This window comes from Pseudomonas sp. ANT_H12B (assembly GCF_008369325.1).
Taxonomy (GTDB): domain Bacteria; phylum Pseudomonadota; class Gammaproteobacteria; order Pseudomonadales; family Pseudomonadaceae; genus Aquipseudomonas.
In genome coordinates this window covers 42,377-66,356 of sequence record NZ_VOBI01000003.1, presented here as the reverse complement: position 1 = coordinate 66,356, position 23,980 = coordinate 42,377, and the positions used below count along the sequence as shown (strand labels likewise).

The window sequence follows — 23,980 nt, the reverse complement described above, 5'->3', positions numbered from 1 at the left end:
GGACGCGCAGCAATCACTGTGACGCAGAGCGTCACGGGATGCATTCCCACGCAGAGCGTGGGAACAATCAGTGAGAAGATGATGCTCAAAACCCTCGCGGTAGCCAATTACCGCTCGATCAATAAATTGGTGATCCCGCTGGGTCGGTTGAACCTGATCACCGGCCCCAACGGCAGCGGTAAGTCGAACCTCTATCGCGCGTTGCGCCTGCTGGCGGAAACCGCTCAGGGCGGCGTGGTCAATGCATTGGCCCGCGAGGGTGGGCTGGATTCGACATTTTGGGCCGGGCCGGAAACCATCACCCAGCGTATGCGCAATGGCGAAGTTCCGGTCCAGGCCAGCGTGCGACAGGGCGTCAAACGCCTGCGTCTTGGGTTTTCCGCTGAAGACTTCGGTTATTCGATCAGCCTCGGGCTGCCCGACTCCAACGGTCACTTCATGCTACCCGAGCACAGTTCACCCATTCCGTCACGTTTCAGCCTTGACCCGCAAATCAAGCGCGAATGCGTCTGGGCCGGGCCGTTCTATCGTCCGGCGAGCCTGCTGGTGGATCGCGACGGGCCGATGATCCGCGCCCGAGCCAACCGCAGCTGGGACGTGCTGGCCCAGCACACGCCGAATTTTGACAGCCTGTTCGACCAGGTTGGCAGCTTGCGTACTTCGCCGGAGGTTCTGGAAATGCGCGAGTTCATCCGTCGCTGGCGCTTCTACGATCACTTTCGCAGTGACGCCGATGCCCCCGTGCGCCAACCGCAACTCGGCACCCGAACGCCAGTGCTGCACCACGACGGTCGCGACCTGGCGGCAGCCTTGCAGACCATCATCGAAATCGGCGACCCCGAGGCACTGCGGGCGGCCATCAGCGACGCCTTCCCCGGCGCGCGACTGAACATCGAATCGCTGCCCGGTGGACGCTTTGCCATCGAGTTTTATCAGGAAGGTTTGTTGCGGCCATTGTCTGCTGCGGAGTTGTCGGACGGGACGTTGCGTTATTTGCTGCTGGTTGCAGCACTGCTGACACCTCGGCCGCCAACGCTGATGGTATTGAACGAGCCGGAAACCAGCCTGCATCCGGATCTGTTGCCGGCGCTGGCAAGGTTGATTATCCGCGCGTCCGAGCAGTGTCAGGTGTGGGTGGTGTCTCATGCGCGGCGGTTGATCTCGGCGTTGCAAGAGGATCCGGAGTGCAATTGCATTGTGCTGGAGAAGACACTCGGTCAGACCGGGATTGTCGGGCAGCGAGTGCTGGATGAGCCGGCGTGGTATTGGCCGGATTAGAGGGTGCCTGATAAACCGCCAATCACGCAGCTCGATATTGCCCTTCTTCACCGCTGGCGCGATCGGAATGCGTAATCGAAGTTCATTGAACACCCTGGACGTCGCGGGGTAAGCGACGGTGGCGCAGTCCATGGGCGGTGGATAACCACCCGGCAGGCACCGACTTTAAAGGTATAAAAAAAGAATTTAAATACCGTAAAAGTATATTGATATCACGCAAAAAAACGCTCCCACGGATTTGCTGCGGCAGCGGAAGACGACTATTTTTCTTTGCGCTGTAGGAAGGATCTTTTTTTCAAAATACCCCTCCAAGGATGTACAGCTTTTGGCCAGACTCCCCGGCCGAACCATCACAAGGAAGAGAAAATGGCTGACGTAAAAGTGCCACAGCGACTGGATCCGCAGGACATTGTGAAATTACTGATGGCGTTGCGCAGGGCGTTGAAGGCCAGGGTGGCCTGAGAGCGCTGATCGTTCCCACGCTCTGCGTGGGTACGATCATAAAAAACGCCGACGCTGTAATAGCCGTCGGCGTTGAAACCTTGAAGAGGGTTTGCCTCGCGAATCAGAACGCCGGCAATACCGCGCCGCTGTACTTCTTCTCGATGAATGCTTTCACTTCCGGGCTGGTCAGGGCTTTGGCCAGTTTCTGGATGGCGACGCTGTCCTTGTTGTCCGGACGAGCCACCAGGAAGTTCACGTAAGGCGAATCGGCACCTTCGATCACCAGCGCGTCTTTAGCCGGGTTCAGGCCCGCTTCCAGCGCGTAGTTGGTGTTGATCATGTCCAGGTCAACCTGATCCAGAACACGCGGCAGCATGGCCGATTCCAGTTCCTTGAACTTGAAGTTGTGCGGGTTCTTGGCGATATCTTTTGGAGTGGCCAGGGCGTTTTTCGGGTCTTTCAACTCGATCAGGCCGGCCTTCTGCAGCAGGATCAGGGCACGGCCGCTGTTGCTGCCTTCGTTCGGAATGGCGATGGTTGCGCCGTCTTTCAGCTCAGCCAGGCTTTTGACTTTCTTCGAGTAGCCGCCGAATGGTTCGACGTGTACACCGATCACGGTCACCAGGTTAGTGCCTTTGCCTTCATTGAAGCTTTTCAGGTACGGCAGGGTCTGGAAGTAGTTGGCGTCCAGACGCTTCTGGTCGACCTGCACGTTCGGCTGAACGTAGTCGGTGAAGACTTTGATCTCCAGGTCCACGCCTTCTTTGGCGAGGGTTGGCTTGATCAGTTCAAGAATCTCGGCATGTGGAACCGGGGTCGCCGCCACCACCAGTTTCTCGCCAGCCTGAGCCAGGCCCGCGGTCAGGGCAGCCGCCAATGCGGTGAACAACAGAACCTTTTTCATGCAGTGTCCTTATCGAAAATCACGGTCGTCATCGACGACGGCTTGTTTAGTACGAGTGCCAGCGAAGTGCTACTGCTGGTGTGACGCGGACAATACCGGGATTTTTTATTCCCGAACAATATCTTTTATTTACTTTCATATTCCATTTTGTTCATACAGATCGCTACAGCGTCTGCGTCAGGCTTTCGAGCAATCTCTTGAGTGCGGATCGCTCCGCTGCGCTGCCGTTTTTTATCGTCTGCGCCACTTGCCGTTCGATCTGCGCCAGTGAGATGGGCGCCTCAGGCAGATTCAAATGCTCCGGCAAAATCTCATCGCCAGTGCTGACCAACAACGCAAAGTGAATGACGTTCTCCAGCTCCCGGGTATTGCCCGGCCAACTGTGTTGCTCTAACAGATGCTGCGCAGCTTCGCTGATCAGCGGCACCGGCAGGTCCAGGCGCTGGCTGTAGATGCCGAGGAAGTATTCGGACAGCGACAGAATATCGCCGACCCGCTCACGCAAGGCCGGCAGTTCGAGCTGGCCTTCGCTGAGGTAGTGATAAAGCCGCTCGTGGAATTTTCCGGCGGCGACCGCTTGGGCCAGGTCGATGCTGGTCGCCGCGACCAGACGCACATCCACGGGGCTTGGTTGGTGAGCGCCGACGCGGGTGACTTCATGGTTTTCCAGGGCGGCGAGCAATTTGATCTGAATCGGCAACGGCAAGTCGCCTATTTCATCCAGATAAAGCGTGCCGCCGTTGGCCGAGCCAAACCAGCCGGCACGACTGCTGGCCGAACCGCTGTAGCTGCCAGCCGCATAACCGAACAACTCCGCATCGGCGTAAGTCGGGCTGATCGCGCCGCAGTTGACCGAAACGAACAACCCGCCGCGATCACTGGCACGATGGATGTGCCGCGCGAGCAATTCCTTGCCGCTACCCGTTTCGCCACGGATCAACACCGAGATCGAGCGCGGTGCCAATTGCGCCAGCTCCTGGCGCAACTGTCGAGAGCGCGGATCGACGAATACCAGCGCCTTGGCGCGGATGCTAAGGGGACTTTTTTCTGCGTCGGGGAAGGTCAGCAGCGGCTGACCAAAGGCTTCAAAACTCATGGCAGGCTCCCGCCCAAAACCGCCATTGGACGGGGGCGTTCAAAAAAAATAAAAATTCAAGCGCGGCGCAGGGCGTGATGTTTCATGCGGTTTTGCAGGCGATAGAGATAAGCAAAACCTTGCTCCCAACGCTGGTGACCGGACTTCACATTGATGTGCCCGGCACCCGACAAAATGCCCGCCTCGGCACCCCAGTTGCGCGCCAGCTCCACCGCACGCGGCGCACTGACGGCGCTGTCGTTGTCGGAGCTGACGACCTGGCTCGGGAACGGCAGAAGGTTTGTTGGAATCGGTGCGAAATTGCGCAAGGCCGGTGCGCAGGCCGGGCGTTCGACGTCCGCAGGTGCGACCAATAATGCACCGCGAACCTGACGCAAAAACTGCACGGGCGCCGTCGCAGCCCAGTGTGCGACGGTGACGCAACCCAGGCTGTGGGCGATCAGGATCACCGGCGTGCTGTCGGCGGCAATCGCCTCGGCCAGTGCCGCGACCCAGTCTTCACGACGCGGCGTCACCCAGTCGGCCTGCTCCACCCGTGCGCTGTTTGGCAGGCTGTTCTGCCAGTGGCTTTGCCAATGATCTTCTGGCGATCCTTGCCAGCCCGGCACAATCAGATAGCGAATTGATTCGTTGCGCATGGGGGAACTCTCCTGCTGCGTGTCTGTTCGTGAGCAAGTATAGGGAGGGGAGTTATATTCGTTAAGGAATAAGAAGCTATTTATTAAGACCTATATGGAATATTAAGTCTTCACTGATCGTTCCCATGCTCTGCGTGGGAATGCCTCAACGGACGCTCCGCGTTCGGCATTAGATGGGACGCGGAGCGTCCCGGGCTGCATTCCCACGCAGGAGCGTGGGAACGATCACTTTACTGAGGACAAAAAAAGGGACCGCACCCTGCCAAGGAGACGGCCCCGGAAACTCAAAATCTGTTGGCGATGATTGGCTGAAACGGTTATCTAATAAAGGAATATTTAATTACTTTATTAGGCCTAAATTGCATAAGCCAATCACTCCTTACGTCCTAACGTATCGCCCCTTTGGGTCAAATTGATGACCAGCGTTTGAGTTTCCGATTGCCATCCATCAAGCCTGAGCGGCACGCACTTCCTGCGGCGCTGATGTTTCCTTGCGCACAAACCGGTTCGCCCGCCCAAACGTCCCGAAATCGTTGAAACGCACGCCCATCTCGCGCATTACTTTGTGCGCCACCGGCACAGTCATCTGGCGGATGTAAAACGGTTCCTTCACGACAAAGTGATGGATCCCGTGGCTGCTGCCGAAGTTGAAGCAGAACGCCTGCAACGGCCACATCCACCAAGGGTTCAACACCTGTGTCTGCTGCATGACATTGCCCGGCTCCACATCACCGTAGTAGTGCATGTTCGAGCTGACGAAATGCAGGCAAAACGTGCGCAATACGTTCGGTCCGATGAGCACCACCGCAGCAATATCGATCACCTGCATCACCGATAACGTGGTCGCCGACCAATCGATGGACGCACCCAGCAGATGGGCGATGCCGTTGGCCGCGTGGAAACCGAGGAACACGTACCACGCGCCCCAATGCACCAGCGCCAGTGGTGCGTAGACCTTCAACGTGCGTTTGATGATGCTGAATTTGTGCGCCCGGGTTTTGGCTCGCAGCATGCGAATGACCGCCGACATCACGTTGTCGCCGACCATCAACAGCCGCGCGAAACCCCAGGGTTCGCCGTTGGTGATGGCGCGTTCTTCCATGTCGGTTTCCGTGCCGGACACCTTGTGGTGATTGAGGTGCAGATGCCGGCGAATCCACGGATTGATCGTGCTCGGTCGCGCCAGCCAGACCAGCCCCATCATCAGGTTGTGCGGCACGCGCTGCTTGCGGAAGTACATGCTGTGGATCAGGTCGTGTTCCAGTTCGTGGGTCAACGAAGCGAAAAACGCGTTGAGCAACAGGCAAACCCACCACGCCATATGCCCGGTCATGTAGAGCGCCGCCGAGCCGATCATCCCGATCAGAGCGAAGGCCAGAATGCCCGCACCCATAGCATCCTGATGCTTCAAAATCGGGTAGCGCTGACGCAATTCGACGCCCTTGGCCAGCACCACTTCGCGAATACGCGCTGATCGCTGTGCTGCATTCAGTCGCTGGGGACTTGCAGAAGTAACGTGCATGCTTCCATCCTCTGGTTATTGATGTTCGCATCCTGCCTTGCGAACTCTCGCAAGGCGGTAGCCGTGAACGCCAACCTGTTGACCGGAAGCGCCAATCAGCATGACTGAACCGACCTCCCTCGCCAGCTGGACCCGCGCCCTGCGCAAGCAACTTGATGCCCTGGGCCTCGACAGCACCGTCTTGTGCCAACAAGCGGGGCTCGACCCTAAACTGATGGACGACCCGAACGCCCGTTACCCGTTGTCCGGCACGACGCGCCTGTGGGAAATCGCCGTGCAGGTCAGCGGCGACCCGGCGATCGGTTTGCGCGTTTCGCGTTTCGTCAGCCCCACCACGTTTCACGCACTCGGTTATGCACTGGTCGCCAGCGGCAGTCTGCGGGAAGTCTTCGAGCGCATCGTGCGGTATCACCAGGTGGTCAGCGATGCCCTGGAACTGGAGTTGACCCGCACCGAAGATCGCTACCGTTTTCGCCTGAAAATCCCGCTGGGCAATCCGGCCCCGGCCTTCGAAGCCATCGACGCTTTCACGGCGATTTATGTGCGCACCTGCCGCAATCGGCTGGGCCGCGATTACGCCCCGCTGGCGGTGTACTTGCGCCGCCCGGAACCGGCTGACCCGCTTCAATGGCACAAGGTCTTTCGCGCACCAGTGCACTTCGCCGCCGATGAAGACCGACTGGAATTTGCCCTCGTGGACTTCGACAGTCACCTTGACGACGCCAACCCGGAACTGGCTGAGCACAACGAAGCCGTGCTCAAACGCACCCTGGCGCAACTCAAACCCCTGACCTGGGAACGCAAAGTCCGCGACGCCATTGAAGAACAATTACCGGAAGGCGAGCCCAGTGCCGAACACATCGCCCAGACCCTGCACCTGAGCTTGCGCAGCCTGCAACGGCATCTGGCGGACGAAGGCTGTCGGTTCGATACGCTGCTCAATGAAAGTCGGGAAAACCTCGCGCTGCTGCACCTGCGAGACCCGCAATGCTCGTTGAGCGAGATCAGTTATTTGCTGGGGTTTGCCGATACCAGCAGCTTCAGCCGTGCGTTCAAGCGCTGGACAGGGATGACGCCGGGGCAGTTTCGGGATGGATTGCGGTAGAGGATCCGAAAGGTGTGTTGCCTCGTCTGGCCTCAGCGCCCCCGATCCCGCCGCAACACCTTGCGCACCCGCTTCACCAACTCGCTCACAGCAAATGGTTTGACCAGGTAATCATCCTCATGCAACTCCAACCCGCGCAGGCGATCTTCGATGCCGTCCCTGGTGGTGAGGAACAGCACCGGCGTTTCGCCGAGCTTGCGGATCTGTTGCAACAACTGCCAACCGTTGAGCCCCGGCAGCATGACGTCGAGGATGATCAGCTCGTATTCGCCGGACTCGATGAAGCGTCGGCCGTCCATTCCGTTCAGCGCCACATCCACCGAATAACTCGCCTCGCTCAGACCATTGGCCAGAAGCTTGGCGGTTTCGGGTTCGTCTTCCACTAACAGCACACGCATGGCACACCTCGATTGTCGTCATCACAGGCTAGGCGCGTTCGACCCGGTTGCCCATTACAATCTTTCTTTTCAACCTGTCGCGCGCCCTGAAACCATCACAATCAACTGTGGGAGCGAGCTTGCTCGCGATTGGGCCGTATCAGTCAGCATTGATGTCAGCTGACACACCGCAATCGCGAGCAAGCTCGCTCCCACAGGATGGCTGTTCAAAACCTCAGACTGCAGCCAACGCCCGCAACCGCTCAGCATCCAGAATTTCGATCTCGCCGTACTTGAGATTCAGAATCCCCTGGCCCTGCAAGTCCTTGAGGATCTGATTCGTGGTCTGGCGCGACAGCGAAAGCATCGACGCCAGCTGCTCCTGGGGCAATTGCAACACGCGTCGCGGCGGGGCGATTTCGCCATAGCCCTCGGCGATCATTAGCAAACGATGAGCCAGTCTGGCCAGGGCCGGCATCAGGCTCAGTTGTTCGAGATTGATGAAGGTCAGGCGCAGTTTCTGGCTCATCAGCAGTGCCAGTTGCCGCCAGTACACCGGTTGCTCATCGAGCAACGCCAGCAGCGCGGTTTGCGAGATGTGCAAGAGGGTGCACTGGCCCAGACCGAACGCATCGTGGGTTCGTGGCTGGCCATCGAACAGGCAGATTTCACCAAACCAGTGCGGCGACTCTACCAGGCTCAGCAGCGCCTCCTTGCCCTGCTCGCTTACCGCGCCGATGCGCACTGAGCCTTCAAGTACCGCGTACAAACCGCACGGTGGATCGCCGCGTTTGAACAGCCGCTGCCCCGGGGTCAACCGTCGCACCTTGGCGGCGGCCAGCAGACTATTCTGTAAGGGAGCAGGTAAATGGCTGAACCATTGCCCCGTCATCAGGCGCGAACGCCAGACCTGCATGTCCATGAAAACTCCTGGAGATTGTCGCCTGGCTGACAGAGCGAGGGATGAACCCGGGGCATGATCGATCACCCTACAGGAGGAATAATAATGAAAAGCCTCGTTGACCATCTCAGTCAATACGCCGCTTACCACCGTGACCCGCGCAATATTGCCACCCATTTCGTCGGTATTCCGCTGATTGTGGTCGCTGTCGCGGTGCTGCTGTCTCGGCCGCAGTGGGCCGGAGGCTGGCTTTCACCGGCGATGCTGGTAGCGCTGGCGTCGGCGTGGTTTTACCTGCGCCTGGAGTTGCGACTTGGGGTGTTGATGACTGTGTTGCTAGGGCTTTGCGTTTGGGCAGGTCAATCGCTGGCGCAGCAAAGCACTCTCGTCTGGCTTGCGAGCGGCATCGGGATGTTTGTGGCGGGCTGGGCGATTCAGTTTGTCGGTCATCACTATGAAGGACGCAAACCGGCGTTTGTCGATGATGTGACGGGGCTGATTGTCGGGCCGTTGTTTGTGGTGGTTGAGCTGGCGTTTTTGCTGGGGATGCGGCGTGAGTTGAAAGAGCAGATCGAGGCGCGGGTTGGGGGCGTGCGGGTCAATCCGAATCGCGCGGCGGTTTAGACCGCAATCGCCAGCAGGCTGGCTGGCTCCCACAGGGTATTTGTGTCGATCACAGATCCAATGTGGGAGCCAGCCTGCTGGCGATGCTTTTTGCTTTAGATGTTGGCGACTTTCTGCCAGACCTTCGGTTTGAAGAACAGCGTCTCGCCCTTCGCCAGCCCGACCAGGCTGTCGTGATCCTTCACCACTTCAGCTTCGATCAATTCGCTCTGGCCTTCGACCTTCAATGTCACCCGAGTCGTCGCGCCCAACGGACGAATATCGCGCACCTCGGCCGCATGGTGATCTTCCAGTTCATGGCGCGACAACGACACCTCGTGCGGACGGAACAGCACGTGTTTGTCTTCACCCAGATGCAGACGGTTCGAGTCACCCAGGAAGTGATAAACAAAATCGCTGGCCGGGTTTTCGTAAACGTCGCCCGGTGAGCCAATCTGCTCGATCACACCCTTGTTCATCACCACGATACGGTCGGCGACTTCCATCGCCTCTTCCTGGTCGTGGGTCACGAATACCGAGGTCAGGTTGATGTCTTCGTGCAGCCGCGCCAACCAGCGACGCAGTTCTTTACGGACCTTGGCGTCGAGAGCGCCGAAGGGTTCGTCAAGCAGCAGAACCTTCGGCTCCACCGCCAGGGCGCGGGCTAACGCGATGCGCTGACGCTGACCACCGGAGAGTTGTTCCGGGTAGCGGTCCGACAACCAATCCAGTTGCACCATGTTCAGCAGTTCATGGACTTTCACCGCGATCTGGCTTTCGTTCGGGCGCTGGTTTTTCGGCTTCATGCGCAGGCCGAACGCGACGTTGTCGAACACCGTCATGTGGCGGAACAAGGCGTAGTGCTGGAACACGAAACCGACGTTGCGATCACGCACGTCGTGGCCGGAAACGTCTTCACCGTGGAACACGATGTTGCCCTGATCCGGGGTTTCCAGACCGGCGATGATCCGCAGCAGCGTGGTCTTGCCGCAACCGGACGGGCCGAGCAGCGCCACGAGTTCGCCGCTTTGAATGTCCAGGCTGATGTTGTCCAGCGCCTTGAACGCATGGAAATTTTTGCTGACGTTACGCACTTCGATCGACATGAATTATTCCTCCGCGGCGCTGGCGCGCAGGCGGTTAATACGGTTTTCGCTCCACTGCTTAAGCAGCAGGATGAAGAGCGCCATGATCAGCAACAGGCTCGCCACGGCGAACGCGGCCACGTGGTTGTATTCGTTGTAGAGGATCTCGACGTGCAACGGCAAGGTGTTGGTCACCCCGCGAATGTGCCCGGAAACCACCGACACCGCACCGAACTCACCCATCGCCCGCGCGGTACACAGCACCACGCCGTAGATCAGGCCCCATTTGATATTGGGAACGGTGATATGCCAGAACATCTGCCAGCCATTGGCGCCAAGCAGGCGCGCGGCCTCTTCTTCCTGAGTGCCTTGTTCCTGCATCAGCGGGATCAGTTCGCGCGCCACGAACGGCACGGTGACGAAAATCGTCGCCAGCACGATGCCCGGCAAGGCGAAGACGATCTGGATGTCGTGATCCTGCAACCACGGCCCGAACAGGCCTTGGGCGCCGAACATCAGCACGTAAACCAGACCTGCGATCACCGGCGACACCGAGAATGGCAAGTCGATCAGGGTCACGAGGATGCTCTTGCCGCGGAAAGAATATTTGCTCACGCACCACGCCGCACTGACGCCGAACACCAGGTTCAGCGGCACCGAAATCAGCACGGCGATCACCGTGAGTTTCAGCGCCGACAGCGCGTCCGGCTCGAAGATCGCGGTGAAGAACGCACCGATTCCGAGCTTGAGGCCCTGAGACACCACGATCACCAGTGGCAGCAACAGGAACAGGGCGAACACCAGCCAACCAAGGCCAATCAGGATTCGCCGCGATGAGGCACTGCCGCGGCGGGAGGCGTTAGAGGAAGCAGCAATAGACGATTGGGACATTTCTGCGCCTCCTTATGGGGTTTCGATGCGCCGCTGCAACAGGTTGATCAGCAGCAACAGGATGAAAGAAACCACCAGCATCAGTACACCAATGGACGTGGCACCGGTGTAATCGTACTGGTCGAGTTTGACCATGATCAGCAGCGGCAGGATTTCGGTTTTCATCGGCATGTTGCCGGCGATGAAAATCACCGAACCGTACTCGCCGACCCCGCGGGCAAAGGCCAAGGCAAACCCGGTGAGCCAGGCCGGCAGCAGCGCCGGCACCAGAATATGGCGGAAGACCTGCAACGGCTTCGCACCGAGGCAAGCGGCCGCTTCTTCCACTTCACGGGGAATATCAGCCAATACTGGCTGTACGGTACGTACTACGAATGGAAGTGTCACAAAAGTCAGGGCAAGGGTGATGCCCAGAGGGGTATACGCAACCTTGAAACCCATATCCGCTGCGAACTGACCCACCCAACCATTGGGCGCGTATAGCGCGGTTAGCGCGATACCGGCCACCGCAGTGGGCAACGCGAACGGCAAATCAATCATTGCATCGATGATCTTGCGGCCCGGAAAGGTATAGCGCACCAGCACCCAGGCCAGCAGCGTGCCGATGATGCCGTTGATGATCGCGGCGTACAGCGCGGTGCCGAAGCTCAGCTTCAACGCCGCCAGCACCCGTGGCGCCGAGATAATCGCCCAGAACTGATCCCAGGTGAGTTGAGCGGCATGCACGAACATCGCCGCCAGTGGAATGAGCACAATCAGGCTGAGGTACACCAAGGTGTAGCCCAGCGTCAGCCCGAAGCCGGGTATGACGGGGGAGATACGACGCGACATAAAAGTCCTTGGTTGAGAACGCGCAAAGCCCCGAAGGTAAACCCGGGGCTCGTTGATGGCTATTTAAGATTACTGCGCCTGGTAGATCTGGTCGAACACCCCGCCGTCGTTGAAGAACTTCGGTTGAGCGGTTTTCCAGCCGCCGAAATCCTTGTCGATGGTTACCAGGTCCAGTGTCGGGAACTGTTTGGCGTACTTGGCGGCCACGTCCTTGTCACGTGGACGATAGAAGTTTTTCGCCGCAATTTCCTGGCCGGCCGGGCTGTACAGGTGCTTGAGGTACGCTTCGGCGATCTCGGTGTTGCCCTTTTTCTCGGCGTTCTTGTCGATCACGGCTACCGGTGGTTCGGCGAGAATCGACAGCGAAGGCACAACGATGTCGAACTTGTCGGCACCGCCATCTTCTTTCAGCGCCAGGAAGGCTTCGTTTTCCCACGCCAGCAACACGTCGCCCTGACCGTTGTTGACGAAGGTAATGGTCGAACCGCGAGCACCTGTATCCAGTACAGGAACGTGCTTGAACAAGGTCTGCACGTACGCTTTGGCCTTGGCTTCGTCACCGCCGTTGGCTTTCAGGCCATAGGCCCAGGCTGCGAGGAAGTTCCAGCGAGCGCCGCCGGAGGTTTTCGGGTTCGGGGTGATGACTTCCACGCCGTTTTTGGTCAAATCGCCCCAATCCTTGATGCCTTTAGGGTTGCCCTTGCGCACCAGGAACACGATGGTCGAGGTGTAAGGCGTGCTCGCTTGCGGCAGACGCGTCTGCCAGTCGGCTGGCAGGGTCTTGCCAAGCTTGGCGATTTCGTCGATGTCACCGGCCAGGGCCAGGGTCACCACGTCGGCCCGCAGACCGTCGATCACTGCCCGGCCCTGTTTACCCGAACCACCGTGGGACTGCTGGATTTTCACACTGTCGCCGGCATGGTCCTTCTTCCAGAAGTTGATGAATTCGGCGTTGTAGTCCTGATACAGCTCACGAGTCGGGTCGTACGACACGTTGAGCAGTTCGTAATCTTTGGCAACCGCGGAACCAGCAAAAAGAGCACTGGCCAAAGCGGCCAAAGCGAAATGACGAATCGACGACATGGTGAAAGCTCCTGGAATTCTGATTGTGTTGGCTTTTTCTTATGGTTTGTGGAATCGGGTTGCCGGTTTTTTAGCTCGGTTTGTTGCTCGGGTTCTGCAAACGGAATTTTTCTTTGCGTTCGATCTGGACCACCTGCGCGTTGTGCACGGTGATTTCCACGGCGCCAAACCGCAGGTCGCGCAAAGCGCTCTGGATCTCACGCAAGATGGTTGCTTCGTCTTGACCGTCAACGCTACGTAGAGATGCGCTCATAGTGCTGCTCCTTCAACTGAGAGATTGCCAGGCAGTGGGCGGCACTGCTTGCGGCGTGAGGGCAATAGTAGATAGGCGCAGATATTCTTAAAAAGACTATTTAAGAATGTTTATATAACTAGAAACGATTATCTGACGGGATAAGGGCTTGCGAGGGATTTCAAGCTGATCGCTCCCATGCTCTGCGCGGGAATGCATCCAGTGCGACATTCCCACGCTGGAGCGTCGGAACGATCAGTGCTGCTGAATCAGCGGTGTATGCTCCCAATCCAGCTGCTGCGCCGGTACCGGCCGCCCAAACCAGTAGCCCTGCCCGAGATCGCAACTGTGTTCGAGCAGGAACCCCGCCTGCTCGACCTGCTCGATCCCCTCGGCATGAACCTGCATCCCCATGCTCTGGGCCAACGCAATGATCACCCGCACGATCGCCGCGTCATCTTCATCCCACGGCAACCCGGCAACGAAACCCTGATCGATCTTGAGCTTCTGCACCGGCAAACGCTTGAGTCGCAGCAACGACGAATAGCCGGTGCCGAAGTCATCGATGGCCAGCCTCACACCCAATTCACGCAACCTGTGCATTTGTTCCAGCGCGACTTCCGGGTCGTCCATCACCGCGCTCTCGGTGACCTCCAGCTCCAGACAGGCAGGATCAAGCCCGGTTTCGTGCAGCACCTTCGCCACCTGTTGAAACAGCTCACGGCGGGCGAACAATCGAGACGAGACATTCACCGCGACAAACGACAACACCACCCCGGCCCGCTGCCACTGGCACATCTGCTCACACGCCTGGCGCATCACCCAGGCATCAATTTCGGCGATCAGACCGGTGCGCTCGGCAATGGGAATGAATTCTGCCGGAGACACCAGCCCGCGCTGCGGATGCTCCCAGCGCACCAACGCCTCGACACCGATCAGGCGACTGGTCTTGAGGTCGTGAACCGGCTGGTAATACACCCGCAGCTCCTGCTGTTGCAGCGCACGGCGCAGTTCGAATGCCGTCTCGACCCGTTGCTGGGCATGGGCGGTCAATTCTTCGGTGTAGAGGGCATAACCGTTACGGCCGGCACTCTTGGCCTTGAACAGCGCAGAGTCGGAGTTGCGCAACAACTGCTCGGCGCTCAAGGCGTCGCCAGGAAACAGGCTGATGCCGACACTAACATTGACGAACAACTGATGCCCGTCGATCTGGAACGGCTCCTTGAGGCCATCAATGATCCGCTGGGCCAGCGCCGCAGCGTGGACCAATTGCGGACAGCTTTCAGCCAGCACGGCAAACTCGTCACCGCCGAGGCGCGCCAGCGTGATCCCCGGGCCGAACATCGCCTTCAAACGCTCGGCCACACCCTTGAGCAACTGGTCCCCGATGCTATGCCCGAGGCTGTCGTTGATCATCTTGAAATGATCCAGATCGATCATCAGCAACGCGCAGCCACGCTTGTGGATCTGCGCCGAAGCCAGGGCCTGCTCGGTGCGGTCGGTGAACAGCAAGCGGTTGGGCAGATCGGTCAACGGATCGTAGTGAGCCAGGTGCGTCAGCTCGTGTTCGGAATTCTTGATCGCGCTGATATCGGAAAACACTGCCACGTAATGGCTGCGTCGCCCCATTTCGTCGTCAATGATGCGGATTGTCTGCCATTGCGGGTAGATCTCGCCGCTTTTGCGGCGATTCCAGATTTCCCCGCTCCACTCGCCGGTGCTGTTCAGTGACGCAAACATTGCCTGGTAGAACGCCGGCGGATGATGGCCGGACTTGAACAGACTGGGGCGCTGACCGAGCACTTCTTCACTCTGATAACCGGTAATTGCCATGAAGGCCCGGTTTACATGGACGATCAAACCTTGGTTATCGGTGACCAGCACGCCTTCGCGAGTGCAATCGAACACCGCGGCTGCCTGCCGCAACCGCTCTCGGTCCTCATTGCGCTCGCGCAGTTTGGCGCCGATGCCCAGGCAACGGAACAGTCGCGCCCGGGCGAGGAAAATCAACCCGGCACTGAGCAGCACCCAGGCGTAACCGTTGATCAGTTGCCACCGCAACAGGTCAGTAGAGCTATCGAATAAACTGTTCAATAAATAGCCACTGGACTCCAGCCAGACGACGGAAACCAACAGGTAGAGCAGCGCTGCGCGAAAGGCATCACGATAGGTGGCAGACATTCGGCCGTCCATGTCCCTTCAATAAGGATGGAATTATAGGTTAAAGACACATCCAGCCACTCTTATCTGAAAGAGCGACTGGTTTTATCTGCGGGCTCAGTGATAATGCAACGGCTGTTTATTTCTTTATCGAGGGCCCAATAGCCTATGTGGTACGAAGGTTTTCTCGGCTTGTCGCCCTGGTCACTGGTGGCAGTCACCCTGCTGATGACCCACGTGACTATCGTCGGCGTCACGGTCTATCTGCACCGTTATTCAGCCCATCGCTCGCTTGAGCTCAATGCTGGCCTGAAACATTTTTTCCGCTTCTGGCTGTGGCTGACCACGGCGCAGAACACCCGCGAGTGGACCGCCATCCACCGCAAGCATCACGCCAAATGCGAAACCGTCGATGACCCGCACAGCCCGGTCATCAAGGGGCTGTCCACCGTTCTGCGCAAAGGCGCCGAACTGTACCGCGCCGAAGCGGAAAACCCCGAGACTTTGCGCATCTACGGCAAGAACTGCCCCGAAGACTGGATCGAACGCAACCTCTACAGCCGTTTCCCGTTGCTGGGCGTGGCGATCATGGGCGTTATCGACCTTATGCTGTTCGGCACCATCGGCATCACCATCTGGGCCGTCCAGATGATGTGGATCCCGGTCTGGGCCGCCGGCGTGGTCAATGGCCTGGGCCATGCCATCGGCTACCGCAACTTCGAATGCCGCGATGCGGCGACCAATCTGGTGCCCTGGGGCATTCTGATCGGCGGCGAAGAACTGCATAACAACCATCACACCTACCCTAACTCGGCAAAACTGTCGGTGAAGAAGTGGGAGTTCGATCTCGGTTGGGCCTGGATACAAGTCTTCAGTTTCCTGCGTCTGGCCAAGGTCCAGCGGGTTGCACCGATCGCCCACCGGGTTGAAGGTAAAGGCAACCTGGACATGGATACCGCCATGGCCATCCTCAACAACCGCTTCCAGATCATGGCCCAGTACCGCAAATTGGTGATCGCACCGCTGGTCAAACAAGAGCTGGAAAAGGTCGATCACTCGGTCCGTCACCAGTTCCACCGGGCCAAACGCCTGCTCTCGCGGGAAACCAGCCTGCTGGATGAAAAACACCACGTTCGCATCCAGACCATGCTCGAGCACAGTCAGGCGCTGAAGGTAATTTACGAGAAACGCCTGGCCTTGCAGCAGATCTGGGTCAAGACCAGCTCAAATGGTCACGATATGCTGGCCGCCATCAAGGATTGGGTACACGAAGCCGAAGCCAGCGGGATTCAATCGCTGCGCGACTTCGCCGATCAGTTGAAAACCTACTCCCTGCGCCCAGCCGCTGTCTGACGCCGTTGATCGGTGCGCCCCGTTCGCGGGCGCACCCTTCGGAACTTAGCTCAAAATCCCCTATCTCAAAGACACTTCGCCACCCCGGCGGGCAATGTAGTGGTCGCAGCCTAAATAGCGGCACGCCCTTTGAGATCTGTGTCGATGGTCAATAAAAACCTACAAGACTCATCCCTCCCGCAATGGCCCGAGGCCGCGCAAACGCTGATGGCGCTAATGCATGCCCAAGGCGAAGTGGCGCGCTTGAGCGAACGCGAACAGCTGTTCAGCGCTCTGCTGGTGAGCGTCAATGCGGTGCTTTGGGCATTCGACTGGGAATCCCGTCAGGTGCTCTATGTCAGCCCCGCCTATGAACGGATTTTCGGTCGCTCCGCAGGCCTGCTGCTGTCCGACTACAACCAATGGCGCGACAGCATTTATCCCGACGACCTGGACTATGCCGAACGCAGCCTGGCTGAAGTGCTGGTCAAAGGCGCCGTTGAAGACCGCGAATACCGGATCATTACCGCCGACGGCGAAGTGCGCTGGCTCAGTGACAAATGTTTCATCAACCGTCAGGCCGAGCCGGGGCAGCCGGTGATCATCGTCGGTATCGCCGAAGACATCACAGACAAGAAGCAAATAGAAACCGAGCTGCAACGCCTGGCCACCACCGACGCGCTGACCGAAAGCAGCAACCGCCGCCACTTTTTCGAATGTGCCCATCGCGAGTTCGAACACGCACGGCAATACGGCGCGCCGCTGGCGTTCCTGCTGCTGGACATCGATGACTTCAAAGTGATCAATGACACCTACGGTCACCAGGAAGGCGACAACGTGCTGCAACGAATCGCCGAAAGTGGCCGCGCGACTTTGCGTCGCGGTGACGTGTTCGGGCGAATTGGCGGAGAGGAGTTCGCAGCAGTGTTTCCCGGTTGTGCGCCAGACATGGCCATGCAGGTGGCCGAGCGCTTGCAACGGGAGATTCAGCGATTGAGTTTCAGACATGACGACCAGACGTTCGGCATCACCATCAGCCAGGGCCTGACCAGCCTCACTGCCGAGGACGAAAGCCTCGACAGCCTGTTTGCCCGCGCGGATGCGGCGATGTATGAAGCCAAACGCCAGGGCAAGAACCGTATCATTTCATCCTGAGCCCCAACTCAGGCCCAACACAATTCCAATGTGGGATCGCCGCACCGCCGCTCCCACATTGAATGGTGGTGATTTTATTTTTTGCGCAAGCGCATCAACTCTGGCAAACCAATCTTGAGCAACCTTGCCGTGCGGCTCTTCGCCAGGTCCTCAATGCCCTCGTGCTCGGTCAGCCGCGCCATTTGCGCGGCCATGTTCATCACCAGCGCTTCGCGGGAGTAAACCCCGCCACCGAGCTGATAGACCGCCGCAATCAGCTCTCGCAGCTCCAGCGGCAAACGCCAGCGGGTGCGCAGCGCCGAACCATAGGCCGCACCGAACCCGGCCAATGCATCGCCGACCTCTTCCCATTCATCCAGCTCACCGCCGGCCTGTTTCCACTCCTGCAAACACCGCAGCAACGCCAGGTCGCCCAAGCGATGCAGCATGCCGGCGCAGTAGCAGCGCTCCTGATCCAGATCCAGCAAGCGCGCCAGGGTCCGGCCATACTCGGCGGTGCGCAGCGACAACTCCCAATAGTGCTCGGCATAGTCGGCCAGAAACGGATCGCTGAGACGAGCACTGCGCTTGAGCGCCAGCCCCAGAATCAGGTTCATGCTTTGCCCGGTGCCGAGACGGTGCAGCGCTTGGGACAAGGTTTGTGCGGCAGTGCCATGATGCTGAGCCGCGCTGTTCGCCGCAGCGATGAGCACGGCGGTGATCTGCGGATCTTTGCGGATCTCGTCTTCCAGTACCGTTAAATCCAGGCCGTTGGGATTGAGGCTGCGTTTGACCGCCAACTGCACGTCAGTCATCAACGGCGCACCGTCAGCCAGTTCACGACGACGTTCCAGGTACACCGACAAGGTCATGCCCGGGGTCAGTGACGGAGCCTCGCAAGACACCTCTTCACCAGCGTTCAGCAGCAACTCCTTCAGGCGGTGGGTCAGGCTTTCCATGTTCAGGGGTTTGGTCAGGTACGCCGAAGGCGCCAAGGGCAAGACTTCACGGACGCTGGCGCTGTCATTGCGGCTGCTCATCAGAATGAACGGCAGCGGCGGGTTGCGTTTGCGCTGACGGACACTGCGCAAGACATTCAAACCATCGACGCCGGGCAACTCCCACTCAACAATCACCAGGTCGTAAGGATTTTTCGCCAGCAGTTCCAGCGCTTGCTGGCCATCGGCACACAGATCCGGCCGTGCGTCACAGCGCACATTCAACAACACTTGCTTGAGCAGGTCGCGGGACCAGGGGTCGGCTTCGGCAATCAACACACGCGGTGAAGCGGGTAAAACTACAACGGTCATCTGCACGCTCCATTTGCAATGCTTGTACCTTAGTCAATGCTGGCCATTCGAAACAGTGCAATGGGTTCTCAGGACACAAAAAAACCCGCCGAAGCGGGTTTTTTGTCGAACAGCTCACACATTCATCGGAGCACTTTAAATCAAAGCTCCGAGAAGCACTCTTCGATGATTGCCAGACCTTTGTCCAGTTGCTCGTCCGGCGAAGTCAGCGGTACCAGGACGCGCAGAACGTTGCCGTAAGTGCCGCAGGACAGCAGGATCAGACCCTTGTCGCGAGCCTTGGCCACAACAGACGCAACGGCTGCAGCGTTTGGCTTGTGGCTGTCGCCGTCGACGAACAGCTCGACCGCGATCATCGCGCCCAGGGCACGGACTTCGCCGATCACCGGGTATTTGGCCTGAATGGCTTTGAGGCCAGTGACCAAGCGCTCGCCGACTGCCTTGCAGCGGTCCAGCAGGTGTTCTTCTTCAAACACTTCCATCACGGCCAGGGCCGCGGCGCAAGCAATTGGGCTACCGGCGTAAGTGCCGCCCAGGCCGCCTGGAGCAATGGCGTCCATGTATTCGGCCTTGCCGCAAACACCGGCCAACGGGAAGCCGCCAGCGATGGATTTGGCGAAGGTGGTCAGGTCGGCAGCAACACCCATCTGTTCCATGGCGAAGAAGGTGCCGGTACGGCCAGCGCCAGTCTGCACTTCGTCAGCGATCAACAGAATGCCGTGCTGGTCGCACAATTCACGCAGACGCTTCATGAACGCTTTAGGCGCGACGTAGAAACCGCCTTCGCCCTGAACCGGTTCGATGATGATTGCAGCGATGTCACGCGGCTCGGCGTCGTTCTTGAAGATGCGTTCGATGCTGGCGATCGAATCGTCGATGCTCACACCGTGCAGTTCGTTCGGGTACAGCGCGCGGAAGATGCCGCCTGGCATCAGGCCCATGCCGGCCGAGTAAGGCACGACTTTACCGGTCAGGCCAAGGGTCATCATGGTGCGGCCGTGGTAAGCGCCGGTGAACGCGATCACGCCGGCACGGCCAGTGGCGGCGCGGGCGATTTTCACGGCGTTTTCCACGGCTTCGGAACCGGTGGTCACCAACAGGGTTTTCTTGGCGAAATCACCTGGCACTTTGGCGTTGATTTTTTCGCACAGCTCGACGTACGGCTCGTAGGCCAATACCTGGAAGCAAGTATGGGTCAGCTTGTTCAGCTGCGCGGTCACGGCGGCGATGATTTTCGGGTGCAGGTGACCGGTGTTCAGCACGGCGATACCGCCGGCGAAGTCGATGAACTCACGACCTTCAACGTCGGTCACGGTGGCATTCTTCGCGGACTCGGCGAAGATCGGGTGAATCTGACCAACACCGCGTGGTACAGCGGCTTCGCGGCGTTTCATCAGGGATGCGTTAGTCTTGCTCATAAAGTCCTCATTCACCGCTCATCGGGCGGCGTGGTTCAAGGAAAATGCGGCGGGGAGGCAACTACGGCAGCATGCGATGATCGACTGCCACAGCGTTCCCGGCCACAGAGAAAATTCCGTTTGAAGCGCGCAAAGGGACAGCGCTCTCGTGCCCTTTGCGCTTGAAGCAATGCCTAGTTAGATGCCCAGGCAGAGGTATTTGATTTCCAGATAATCTTCGATGCCGTACTTGGAGCCTTCACGGCCCAGGCCCGAGGCCTTGATGCCGCCGAACGGCGCGACTTCGTTGGAGATCAGCCCGGTGTTGACGCCGACCATACCGTATTCCAGGGCTTCAGCCACACGGAACACACGACCCAGGTCGCGAGCATAGAAGTACGAGGCCAGACCGAACTCGGTGTCGTTCGACATCGCGATCACTTCGGCTTCGTCTTTGAAACGGAACAACGGCGCCAATGGACCGAAGGTTTCTTCCTTGGCCACGGCAGCGTTCTTCGGCACGTTGGTCAGGATGGTCGGCTCGAAGAAGTTGCCCTCCATGCTCTTGCCACCGGACAGCACGGTTGCGCCTTTGCTGACGGCGTCAGCAATGTGCTCTTGAACCTTGGCCACGGCTTTTTCGTCGATCAGCGGGCCAGTGGTGGTGCCTTCTTCCAGACCGTTGCCGATCTTGAGCTTGGACACAGCCACCTTCAGCTTCTCGGCGAACGCGTCGTAGACCGAATCCTGAATGTACAGACGGTTGGCGCAGACGCAGGTCTGGCCGTTGTTGCGGTACTTGGAAATGATCGCGCCTTCGACGGCCTTATCCAGGTCCGCGTCGTCGAACACGATGAACGGCGCGTTACCACCCAGTTCCAGCGAGACTTTCTTGATGTCCTTGGCGCACTCGGCCATCAGCTGACGGCCGATTTCGGTCGAGCCGGTGAAGGACAATTTACGCACGATCGGGTTGCTGGTCAGCTCGCTGCCGATATCGCCGGCGCTGCCGGACACAACACTGAACACGCCAGCAGGAATGCCTGCACGCTGGGCCAATTCAGCCAGGGCGAACGCGGAGAACGGGGTTTGCGAAGCAGGCTTGAGCACCATGGTGCAACCGGCGGCCAGGGCCGGGCCGGCTTTACGGGTGATCATCGCGGCCGGGAAGTTCCACGGGGTGATTGCAGCGGTCACACCGATTGGCTGCTTGATCACGATCAGGCGCTTGTCTGGCTGGTGACCCGGAATCACGTCACCGTAGATGCGCTTGGCTTCTTCGGCGAACCACTCGATAAAGGAAGCGGCGTAAACGATTTCGCCCTTGGCTTCGGCCAATGGCTTGCCCTGCTCCAGGGTCATCAGGCGAGCCAGGTCGTCCTGGTTCTCGATGATCAGTTCGAACCAGCGACGCAATTTGTTCGCACGGTCCTTGGCGGTCAGTGCACGCCAGGCCGGCAGCGCTTTGTCAGCGGCTTCGATGGCACGGCGGGTTTCGGCAGCGCCCATTTTCGGCACAGTGCCCAGAATTTCGCCCGTTGCCGGGTTGTTGACCTTGATCGTCTGACCATTGTCCGCATCAACCCAAGCGCCATCGATAAAGGCTTGCTGGCGGAACAACTGGGTGTCTTTAAGCTGCATGTCGGCTTTCCTTAACAGCACCGCGGCAAGCGCGGAGCGAATTATGATTGTAGAAAGGCGCCTTAATAGGCTGCCGTCAGGGAAATCATTCACCGGGCTGAAGCACATAAATAGCGCACTGATCGAACTCGTGCGGTTCAGCACCCAGACAAGAGCGTTTGAAATCTCAAACGAATCCTAGGATCAAAGGGGGTAAAGGACAATAGGCTGTTCGAAAAAAAGAACGAAAACGCCGCATTTGCCTCAATTTTCAGATCAGCGTAGCAAACACGGGTTACGCTTGGAAAAACGCAGGCGATTCAGCAGCATGGACGCCCGCAGCGCATATGAGTATCATGGCGCCCGCATTGCACCAGTAGCTCAGCTGGATAGAGTACTGCCCTCCGAAGGCAGTGGTCGTGGGTTCGAATCCCGCCTGGTGCACCAAACGTAGAAACGAGAAAGCCTCAGATCTTAGGGTCTGGGGCTTTTTTGTGGGCGTCATGAAATGAATAGAGCAGTTTTGTCCGAAACAAAAACTGACGACACCCAAGTTACCGATGGTGGTGGATTTGTGGCTCGAGTGTTCAACTGTGTCAACGGCGTGGACCCTGTTCCAACCATCTCAATGACAAACCGGGGCTGATTGTGGAGCACCCAGATGATTGATCAAAAAGACAACGACCTTCCTTCTGCACCACAAGGCGAACTTCTGCTGTTTCAAAGCGCTGATGGTCAGGTCCGCCTTGAGTGTCGCTTCGGAGCCGATACGCTTTGGCTTTCCCAAGCGATGATCTGCGAGTTGTATGGTAAGGCCAAAGCCACCATCAGCGAGCACATCAGCCACATCCTCGCGGAGGGCGAGTTAGTGGAAGATTCAGTTGTTCGGTATTACCGAACAACTGCCGCTGACAACAAACCTTACAACGTCAAATACTTCAGCCTTCCGCTGATTCTCGCAGTGGGTTACCGAGTCCGCTCTAAACGCGGTACCCAGTTCCGTCAGTGGGCTACGCAGACTCTGCAGGAGTACCTGATCAAGGGTTTCGTGATGGATGACGAAAGGTTGAGAAATCCCCCTGTAGGACATTCACTGGTACCCGATTATTTCGACGAAATGCTGGAACGTATTCGCGATATTCGGGCCAGCGAGCGGCGAGTTTATTTAAGGGTAAGGGATATCTTCGCGATGGCTGCGGACTATGCGCCATCAAACAAAGAGACCACCGCGTTCTTCCAGATCATTCAAAATAAGATACATTTCGCCAGCACCGGCCTGACGGCAGCCGAGTTGATTGCTGACCGCGTTGACGCTACCAAGCTGAATTTGGGCTTGACGGGATTCAAAGGGGATGAGGTGCGCTAAATCGCATCGTCACCATGTGGCTGGATTTCGCAGAAGATCAGGCATTGATGCGCAAGCAGATTTTCCTACGAGACTGGCAGGAGAAGCTGGACCAATTTCTGGAATTCAACAGTCGTGAAGTTCTGCAAGGTGCGGGAAAGATCAGTAAACAGGAAGCTGAAGAAAAAGCGCGGGCGGAGTATGAACGCTATGCCGAGCAGCGCCGGAGCCTGAAGGAAACGGAGGGTGAAGGTTTGGGCATTGAGGCACTACGCAGCATTTCACAAAAAAATCGCCTGTGAGATGTGGAAAGCTCGACTTGATCTGACAGTCACAACAGAAAACATCGTAACTGTCAGACCGGGCCGTCTGAGCGCACACAAAAAAACCGCCGAAGCGGTTTTTTCATTCTGTCGTCCAATCAAACTCGTCGTATTCATCATCCTCTTCGTCCTCGATCACTTCATCATCAAGAACGCCTTCCTCAAACGCTTCCTCTTCCTGCTTCGCCAGCAGAAACTCCTTACGACTCTCAGTCACCGCGCGCCGTAATTCCTGCCCCTTCACCGGGCAGTTGAGCATTTGGGCGATGCGGTCGATTTTTTTCGCCATGGCTACCTCCAACGCATCGGCTATGGGCCGATAGTGCGCGCTTTCGGGTGTCGATGCCAAATTTGCCGACCGCTGTTCCC

General features: G+C 58.3%; 21 protein-coding genes, 1 tRNA gene and 3 pseudogenes. 7 read left to right on the top strand and 18 right to left on the bottom strand.

Translation table 11 applies throughout. The annotated features are described in order from the left end of the window. Positions 1–81 precede the first annotated feature (81 nt). The gene (locus FQ185_RS05530) at positions 82–1,278 is read left to right on the top strand and encodes an AAA family ATPase (protein ID WP_149416623.1); all 1,197 of its coding nucleotides are present in this window, start codon (positions 82–84) and stop codon (positions 1,276–1,278) included. A 565-nt stretch (positions 1,279–1,843) separates the two neighbouring features. Here the strand turns inward: FQ185_RS05530 and FQ185_RS05525 are convergent. The 4 genes from FQ185_RS05525 to FQ185_RS05510 form a co-directional block, all read right to left on the bottom strand. Then, positions 1,844–2,626 (bottom strand): MetQ/NlpA family ABC transporter substrate-binding protein, encoded by a 783-nt coding sequence (locus tag FQ185_RS05525; protein ID WP_064675356.1) that lies wholly within the window; start codon positions 2,624–2,626, stop codon positions 1,844–1,846. Positions 2,627–2,789: 163 nt separating this feature from the next. Beyond that, complete coding sequence (locus tag FQ185_RS05520) at positions 2,790–3,722, bottom strand: sigma 54-interacting transcriptional regulator (RefSeq protein ID WP_149416622.1); 933 nt, start codon at positions 3,720–3,722, stop codon at positions 2,790–2,792. A gap of 56 nt (positions 3,723–3,778) precedes the next feature. Further along, positions 3,779–4,360, bottom strand: coding sequence for an alpha/beta hydrolase (locus tag FQ185_RS05515; RefSeq protein WP_149416621.1), 582 nt, complete (start codon positions 4,358–4,360; stop codon positions 3,779–3,781). A 448-nt stretch (positions 4,361–4,808) separates the two neighbouring features. After that, on the bottom strand, positions 4,809–5,882 hold the full coding sequence (locus FQ185_RS05510) for a fatty acid desaturase (protein WP_149416620.1): 1,074 nt from the start codon (positions 5,880–5,882) through the stop codon (positions 4,809–4,811). A gap of 100 nt (positions 5,883–5,982) precedes the next feature. Here FQ185_RS05510 and FQ185_RS05505 point away from each other — a divergent pair, with 100 nt between their 5' ends. After that, the gene (locus FQ185_RS05505; RefSeq protein WP_149416619.1) at positions 5,983–6,987 is read left to right on the top strand and encodes an AraC family transcriptional regulator; all 1,005 of its coding nucleotides are present in this window, start codon (positions 5,983–5,985) and stop codon (positions 6,985–6,987) included. A gap of 32 nt (positions 6,988–7,019) precedes the next feature. Here FQ185_RS05505 and FQ185_RS05500 read toward each other — a convergent pair whose 3' ends face one another. From FQ185_RS05500 to FQ185_RS30940, 4 genes and pseudogenes are all read right to left on the bottom strand, one after another. Further along, the gene (locus tag FQ185_RS05500) at positions 7,020–7,385 is read right to left on the bottom strand and encodes a response regulator (RefSeq protein ID WP_149416618.1); all 366 of its coding nucleotides are present in this window, start codon (positions 7,383–7,385) and stop codon (positions 7,020–7,022) included. A gap of 214 nt (positions 7,386–7,599) precedes the next feature. Continuing rightward, a complete protein-coding gene (locus tag FQ185_RS30950) occupies positions 7,600–7,842 on the bottom strand; it encodes a Crp/Fnr family transcriptional regulator (RefSeq protein ID WP_371926595.1) in 243 nt (80 codons plus the stop codon). Between the two features lie 50 nt (positions 7,843–7,892). Next, positions 7,893–7,946, bottom strand: a pseudogene (locus FQ185_RS30945) (hypothetical protein); the annotation flags it as partial. Next, a pseudogene (locus tag FQ185_RS30940) lies at positions 7,939–8,256 on the bottom strand (Crp/Fnr family transcriptional regulator); the annotation flags it as partial. The pseudogenes FQ185_RS30945 and FQ185_RS30940, both read right to left, overlap by 8 nt. Before the next feature lie 114 nt (positions 8,257–8,370). On the opposite strand from FQ185_RS30940, the gene FQ185_RS05490 reads away from it, so the two are divergent. After that, positions 8,371–8,889, top strand: a complete 519-nt coding sequence (locus FQ185_RS05490) for a DUF962 domain-containing protein (RefSeq protein ID WP_149416616.1) — start codon at positions 8,371–8,373, stop codon at positions 8,887–8,889. Positions 8,890–8,984: 95 nt separating this feature from the next. Here the strand turns inward: FQ185_RS05490 and FQ185_RS05485 are convergent, their stop codons facing one another. From FQ185_RS05485 to dibA, 6 genes are all read right to left on the bottom strand, one after another. After that, complete coding sequence (locus FQ185_RS05485) at positions 8,985–9,974, bottom strand: sulfate/molybdate ABC transporter ATP-binding protein (protein ID WP_149416615.1); 990 nt, start codon at positions 9,972–9,974, stop codon at positions 8,985–8,987. Between the two features lie 3 nt (positions 9,975–9,977). Beyond that, complete coding sequence (gene cysW / locus FQ185_RS05480) at positions 9,978–10,844, bottom strand: sulfate ABC transporter permease subunit CysW (protein WP_149416614.1); 867 nt, start codon at positions 10,842–10,844, stop codon at positions 9,978–9,980. 12 nt (positions 10,845–10,856) lie between these two features. After that, the gene (gene cysT, locus FQ185_RS05475) at positions 10,857–11,675 is read right to left on the bottom strand and encodes a sulfate ABC transporter permease subunit CysT (RefSeq protein WP_149416613.1); all 819 of its coding nucleotides are present in this window, start codon (positions 11,673–11,675) and stop codon (positions 10,857–10,859) included. Between the two features lie 69 nt (positions 11,676–11,744). Further along, the gene (locus tag FQ185_RS05470) at positions 11,745–12,758 is read right to left on the bottom strand and encodes a sulfate ABC transporter substrate-binding protein (RefSeq protein WP_149416612.1); all 1,014 of its coding nucleotides are present in this window, start codon (positions 12,756–12,758) and stop codon (positions 11,745–11,747) included. A gap of 70 nt (positions 12,759–12,828) precedes the next feature. Then, positions 12,829–13,011: a sulfur starvation response protein OscA gene (gene oscA / locus FQ185_RS05465; RefSeq protein ID WP_007945260.1), complete on the bottom strand. Its 183-nt coding sequence runs from the start codon at positions 13,009–13,011 to the stop codon at positions 12,829–12,831. Between the two features lie 234 nt (positions 13,012–13,245). After that, positions 13,246–15,171, bottom strand: a complete 1,926-nt coding sequence (dibA, locus tag FQ185_RS05460) for a phosphodiesterase DibA (protein WP_149416611.1) — start codon at positions 15,169–15,171, stop codon at positions 13,246–13,248. A gap of 147 nt (positions 15,172–15,318) precedes the next feature. On the opposite strand from dibA, the gene desA reads away from it, so the two are divergent. Next, a complete protein-coding gene (gene desA, locus FQ185_RS05455) occupies positions 15,319–16,503 on the top strand; it encodes a delta-9 fatty acid desaturase DesA (protein WP_149416610.1) in 1,185 nt (394 codons plus the stop codon). A gap of 144 nt (positions 16,504–16,647) precedes the next feature. Then, positions 16,648–17,637, top strand: a complete 990-nt coding sequence (locus tag FQ185_RS05450) for a sensor domain-containing diguanylate cyclase (RefSeq protein ID WP_149416609.1) — start codon at positions 16,648–16,650, stop codon at positions 17,635–17,637. A 74-nt stretch (positions 17,638–17,711) separates the two neighbouring features. On the opposite strand, the gene FQ185_RS05445 is transcribed toward FQ185_RS05450, so the two are convergent. From FQ185_RS05445 to gabD, 3 genes are all read right to left on the bottom strand, one after another. Then, positions 17,712–18,926 (bottom strand): response regulator, encoded by a 1,215-nt coding sequence (locus FQ185_RS05445; protein ID WP_149416608.1) that lies wholly within the window; start codon positions 18,924–18,926, stop codon positions 17,712–17,714. 140 nt (positions 18,927–19,066) lie between these two features. Beyond that, positions 19,067–20,344 carry a 4-aminobutyrate--2-oxoglutarate transaminase gene (gabT, locus tag FQ185_RS05440; RefSeq protein ID WP_149416607.1) on the bottom strand — a complete coding sequence of 426 codons (1,278 nt, stop codon included), beginning with the start codon at positions 20,342–20,344 and terminating at the stop codon, positions 19,067–19,069. Positions 20,345–20,521: 177 nt separating this feature from the next. Next, positions 20,522–21,964: an NADP-dependent succinate-semialdehyde dehydrogenase gene (gene gabD / locus FQ185_RS05435; RefSeq protein ID WP_149416606.1), complete on the bottom strand. Its 1,443-nt coding sequence runs from the start codon at positions 21,962–21,964 to the stop codon at positions 20,522–20,524. A gap of 349 nt (positions 21,965–22,313) precedes the next feature. Here gabD and FQ185_RS05430 point away from each other — a divergent pair. Together FQ185_RS05430 and rhuM are read left to right on the top strand one after the other, a co-directional pair. Beyond that, positions 22,314–22,390, top strand: a tRNA-Arg gene (locus tag FQ185_RS05430). A gap of 214 nt (positions 22,391–22,604) precedes the next feature. After that, a pseudogene (rhuM, locus tag FQ185_RS05425) lies at positions 22,605–23,590 on the top strand (RhuM family protein). A gap of 103 nt (positions 23,591–23,693) precedes the next feature. Here the strand turns inward: rhuM and FQ185_RS05420 are convergent. Further along, positions 23,694–23,960, bottom strand: coding sequence for a hypothetical protein (locus FQ185_RS05420; protein WP_256730371.1), 267 nt, complete (start codon positions 23,958–23,960; stop codon positions 23,694–23,696). Positions 23,961–23,980 lie beyond the last annotated feature (20 nt).

Coding starts and splice junctions, on each gene's coding strand:
- FQ185_RS05530 (WP_149416623.1), top strand. CDS start 82: ATGCTCAAAACCCTCGCGGTAGCCAATTACCGCTCGATCAATAAATTG.
- FQ185_RS05525 (WP_064675356.1), bottom strand. CDS start 2,626: ATGAAAAAGGTTCTGTTGTTCACCGCATTGGCGGCTGCCCTGACCGCG.
- FQ185_RS05520 (WP_149416622.1), bottom strand. CDS start 3,722: ATGAGTTTTGAAGCCTTTGGTCAGCCGCTGCTGACCTTCCCCGACGCA.
- FQ185_RS05515 (WP_149416621.1), bottom strand. CDS start 4,360: ATGCGCAACGAATCAATTCGCTATCTGATTGTGCCGGGCTGGCAAGGA.
- FQ185_RS05510 (WP_149416620.1), bottom strand. CDS start 5,882: ATGCACGTTACTTCTGCAAGTCCCCAGCGACTGAATGCAGCACAGCGA.
- FQ185_RS05505 (WP_149416619.1), top strand. CDS start 5,983: ATGACTGAACCGACCTCCCTCGCCAGCTGGACCCGCGCCCTGCGCAAG.
- FQ185_RS05500 (WP_149416618.1), bottom strand. CDS start 7,385: ATGCGTGTGCTGTTAGTGGAAGACGAACCCGAAACCGCCAAGCTTCTG.
- FQ185_RS30950 (WP_371926595.1), bottom strand. CDS start 7,842: ATGCCGGCCCTGGCCAGACTGGCTCATCGTTTGCTAATGATCGCCGAG.
- FQ185_RS05490 (WP_149416616.1), top strand. CDS start 8,371: ATGAAAAGCCTCGTTGACCATCTCAGTCAATACGCCGCTTACCACCGT.
- FQ185_RS05485 (WP_149416615.1), bottom strand. CDS start 9,974: ATGTCGATCGAAGTGCGTAACGTCAGCAAAAATTTCCATGCGTTCAAG.
- cysW (WP_149416614.1), bottom strand. CDS start 10,844: ATGTCCCAATCGTCTATTGCTGCTTCCTCTAACGCCTCCCGCCGCGGC.
- cysT (WP_149416613.1), bottom strand. CDS start 11,675: ATGTCGCGTCGTATCTCCCCCGTCATACCCGGCTTCGGGCTGACGCTG.
- FQ185_RS05470 (WP_149416612.1), bottom strand. CDS start 12,758: ATGTCGTCGATTCGTCATTTCGCTTTGGCCGCTTTGGCCAGTGCTCTT.
- oscA (WP_007945260.1), bottom strand. CDS start 13,011: ATGAGCGCATCTCTACGTAGCGTTGACGGTCAAGACGAAGCAACCATC.
- dibA (WP_149416611.1), bottom strand. CDS start 15,171: ATGTCTGCCACCTATCGTGATGCCTTTCGCGCAGCGCTGCTCTACCTG.
- desA (WP_149416610.1), top strand. CDS start 15,319: ATGTGGTACGAAGGTTTTCTCGGCTTGTCGCCCTGGTCACTGGTGGCA.
- FQ185_RS05450 (WP_149416609.1), top strand. CDS start 16,648: ATGGTCAATAAAAACCTACAAGACTCATCCCTCCCGCAATGGCCCGAG.
- FQ185_RS05445 (WP_149416608.1), bottom strand. CDS start 18,926: ATGACCGTTGTAGTTTTACCCGCTTCACCGCGTGTGTTGATTGCCGAA.
- gabT (WP_149416607.1), bottom strand. CDS start 20,344: ATGAGCAAGACTAACGCATCCCTGATGAAACGCCGCGAAGCCGCTGTA.
- gabD (WP_149416606.1), bottom strand. CDS start 21,964: ATGCAGCTTAAAGACACCCAGTTGTTCCGCCAGCAAGCCTTTATCGAT.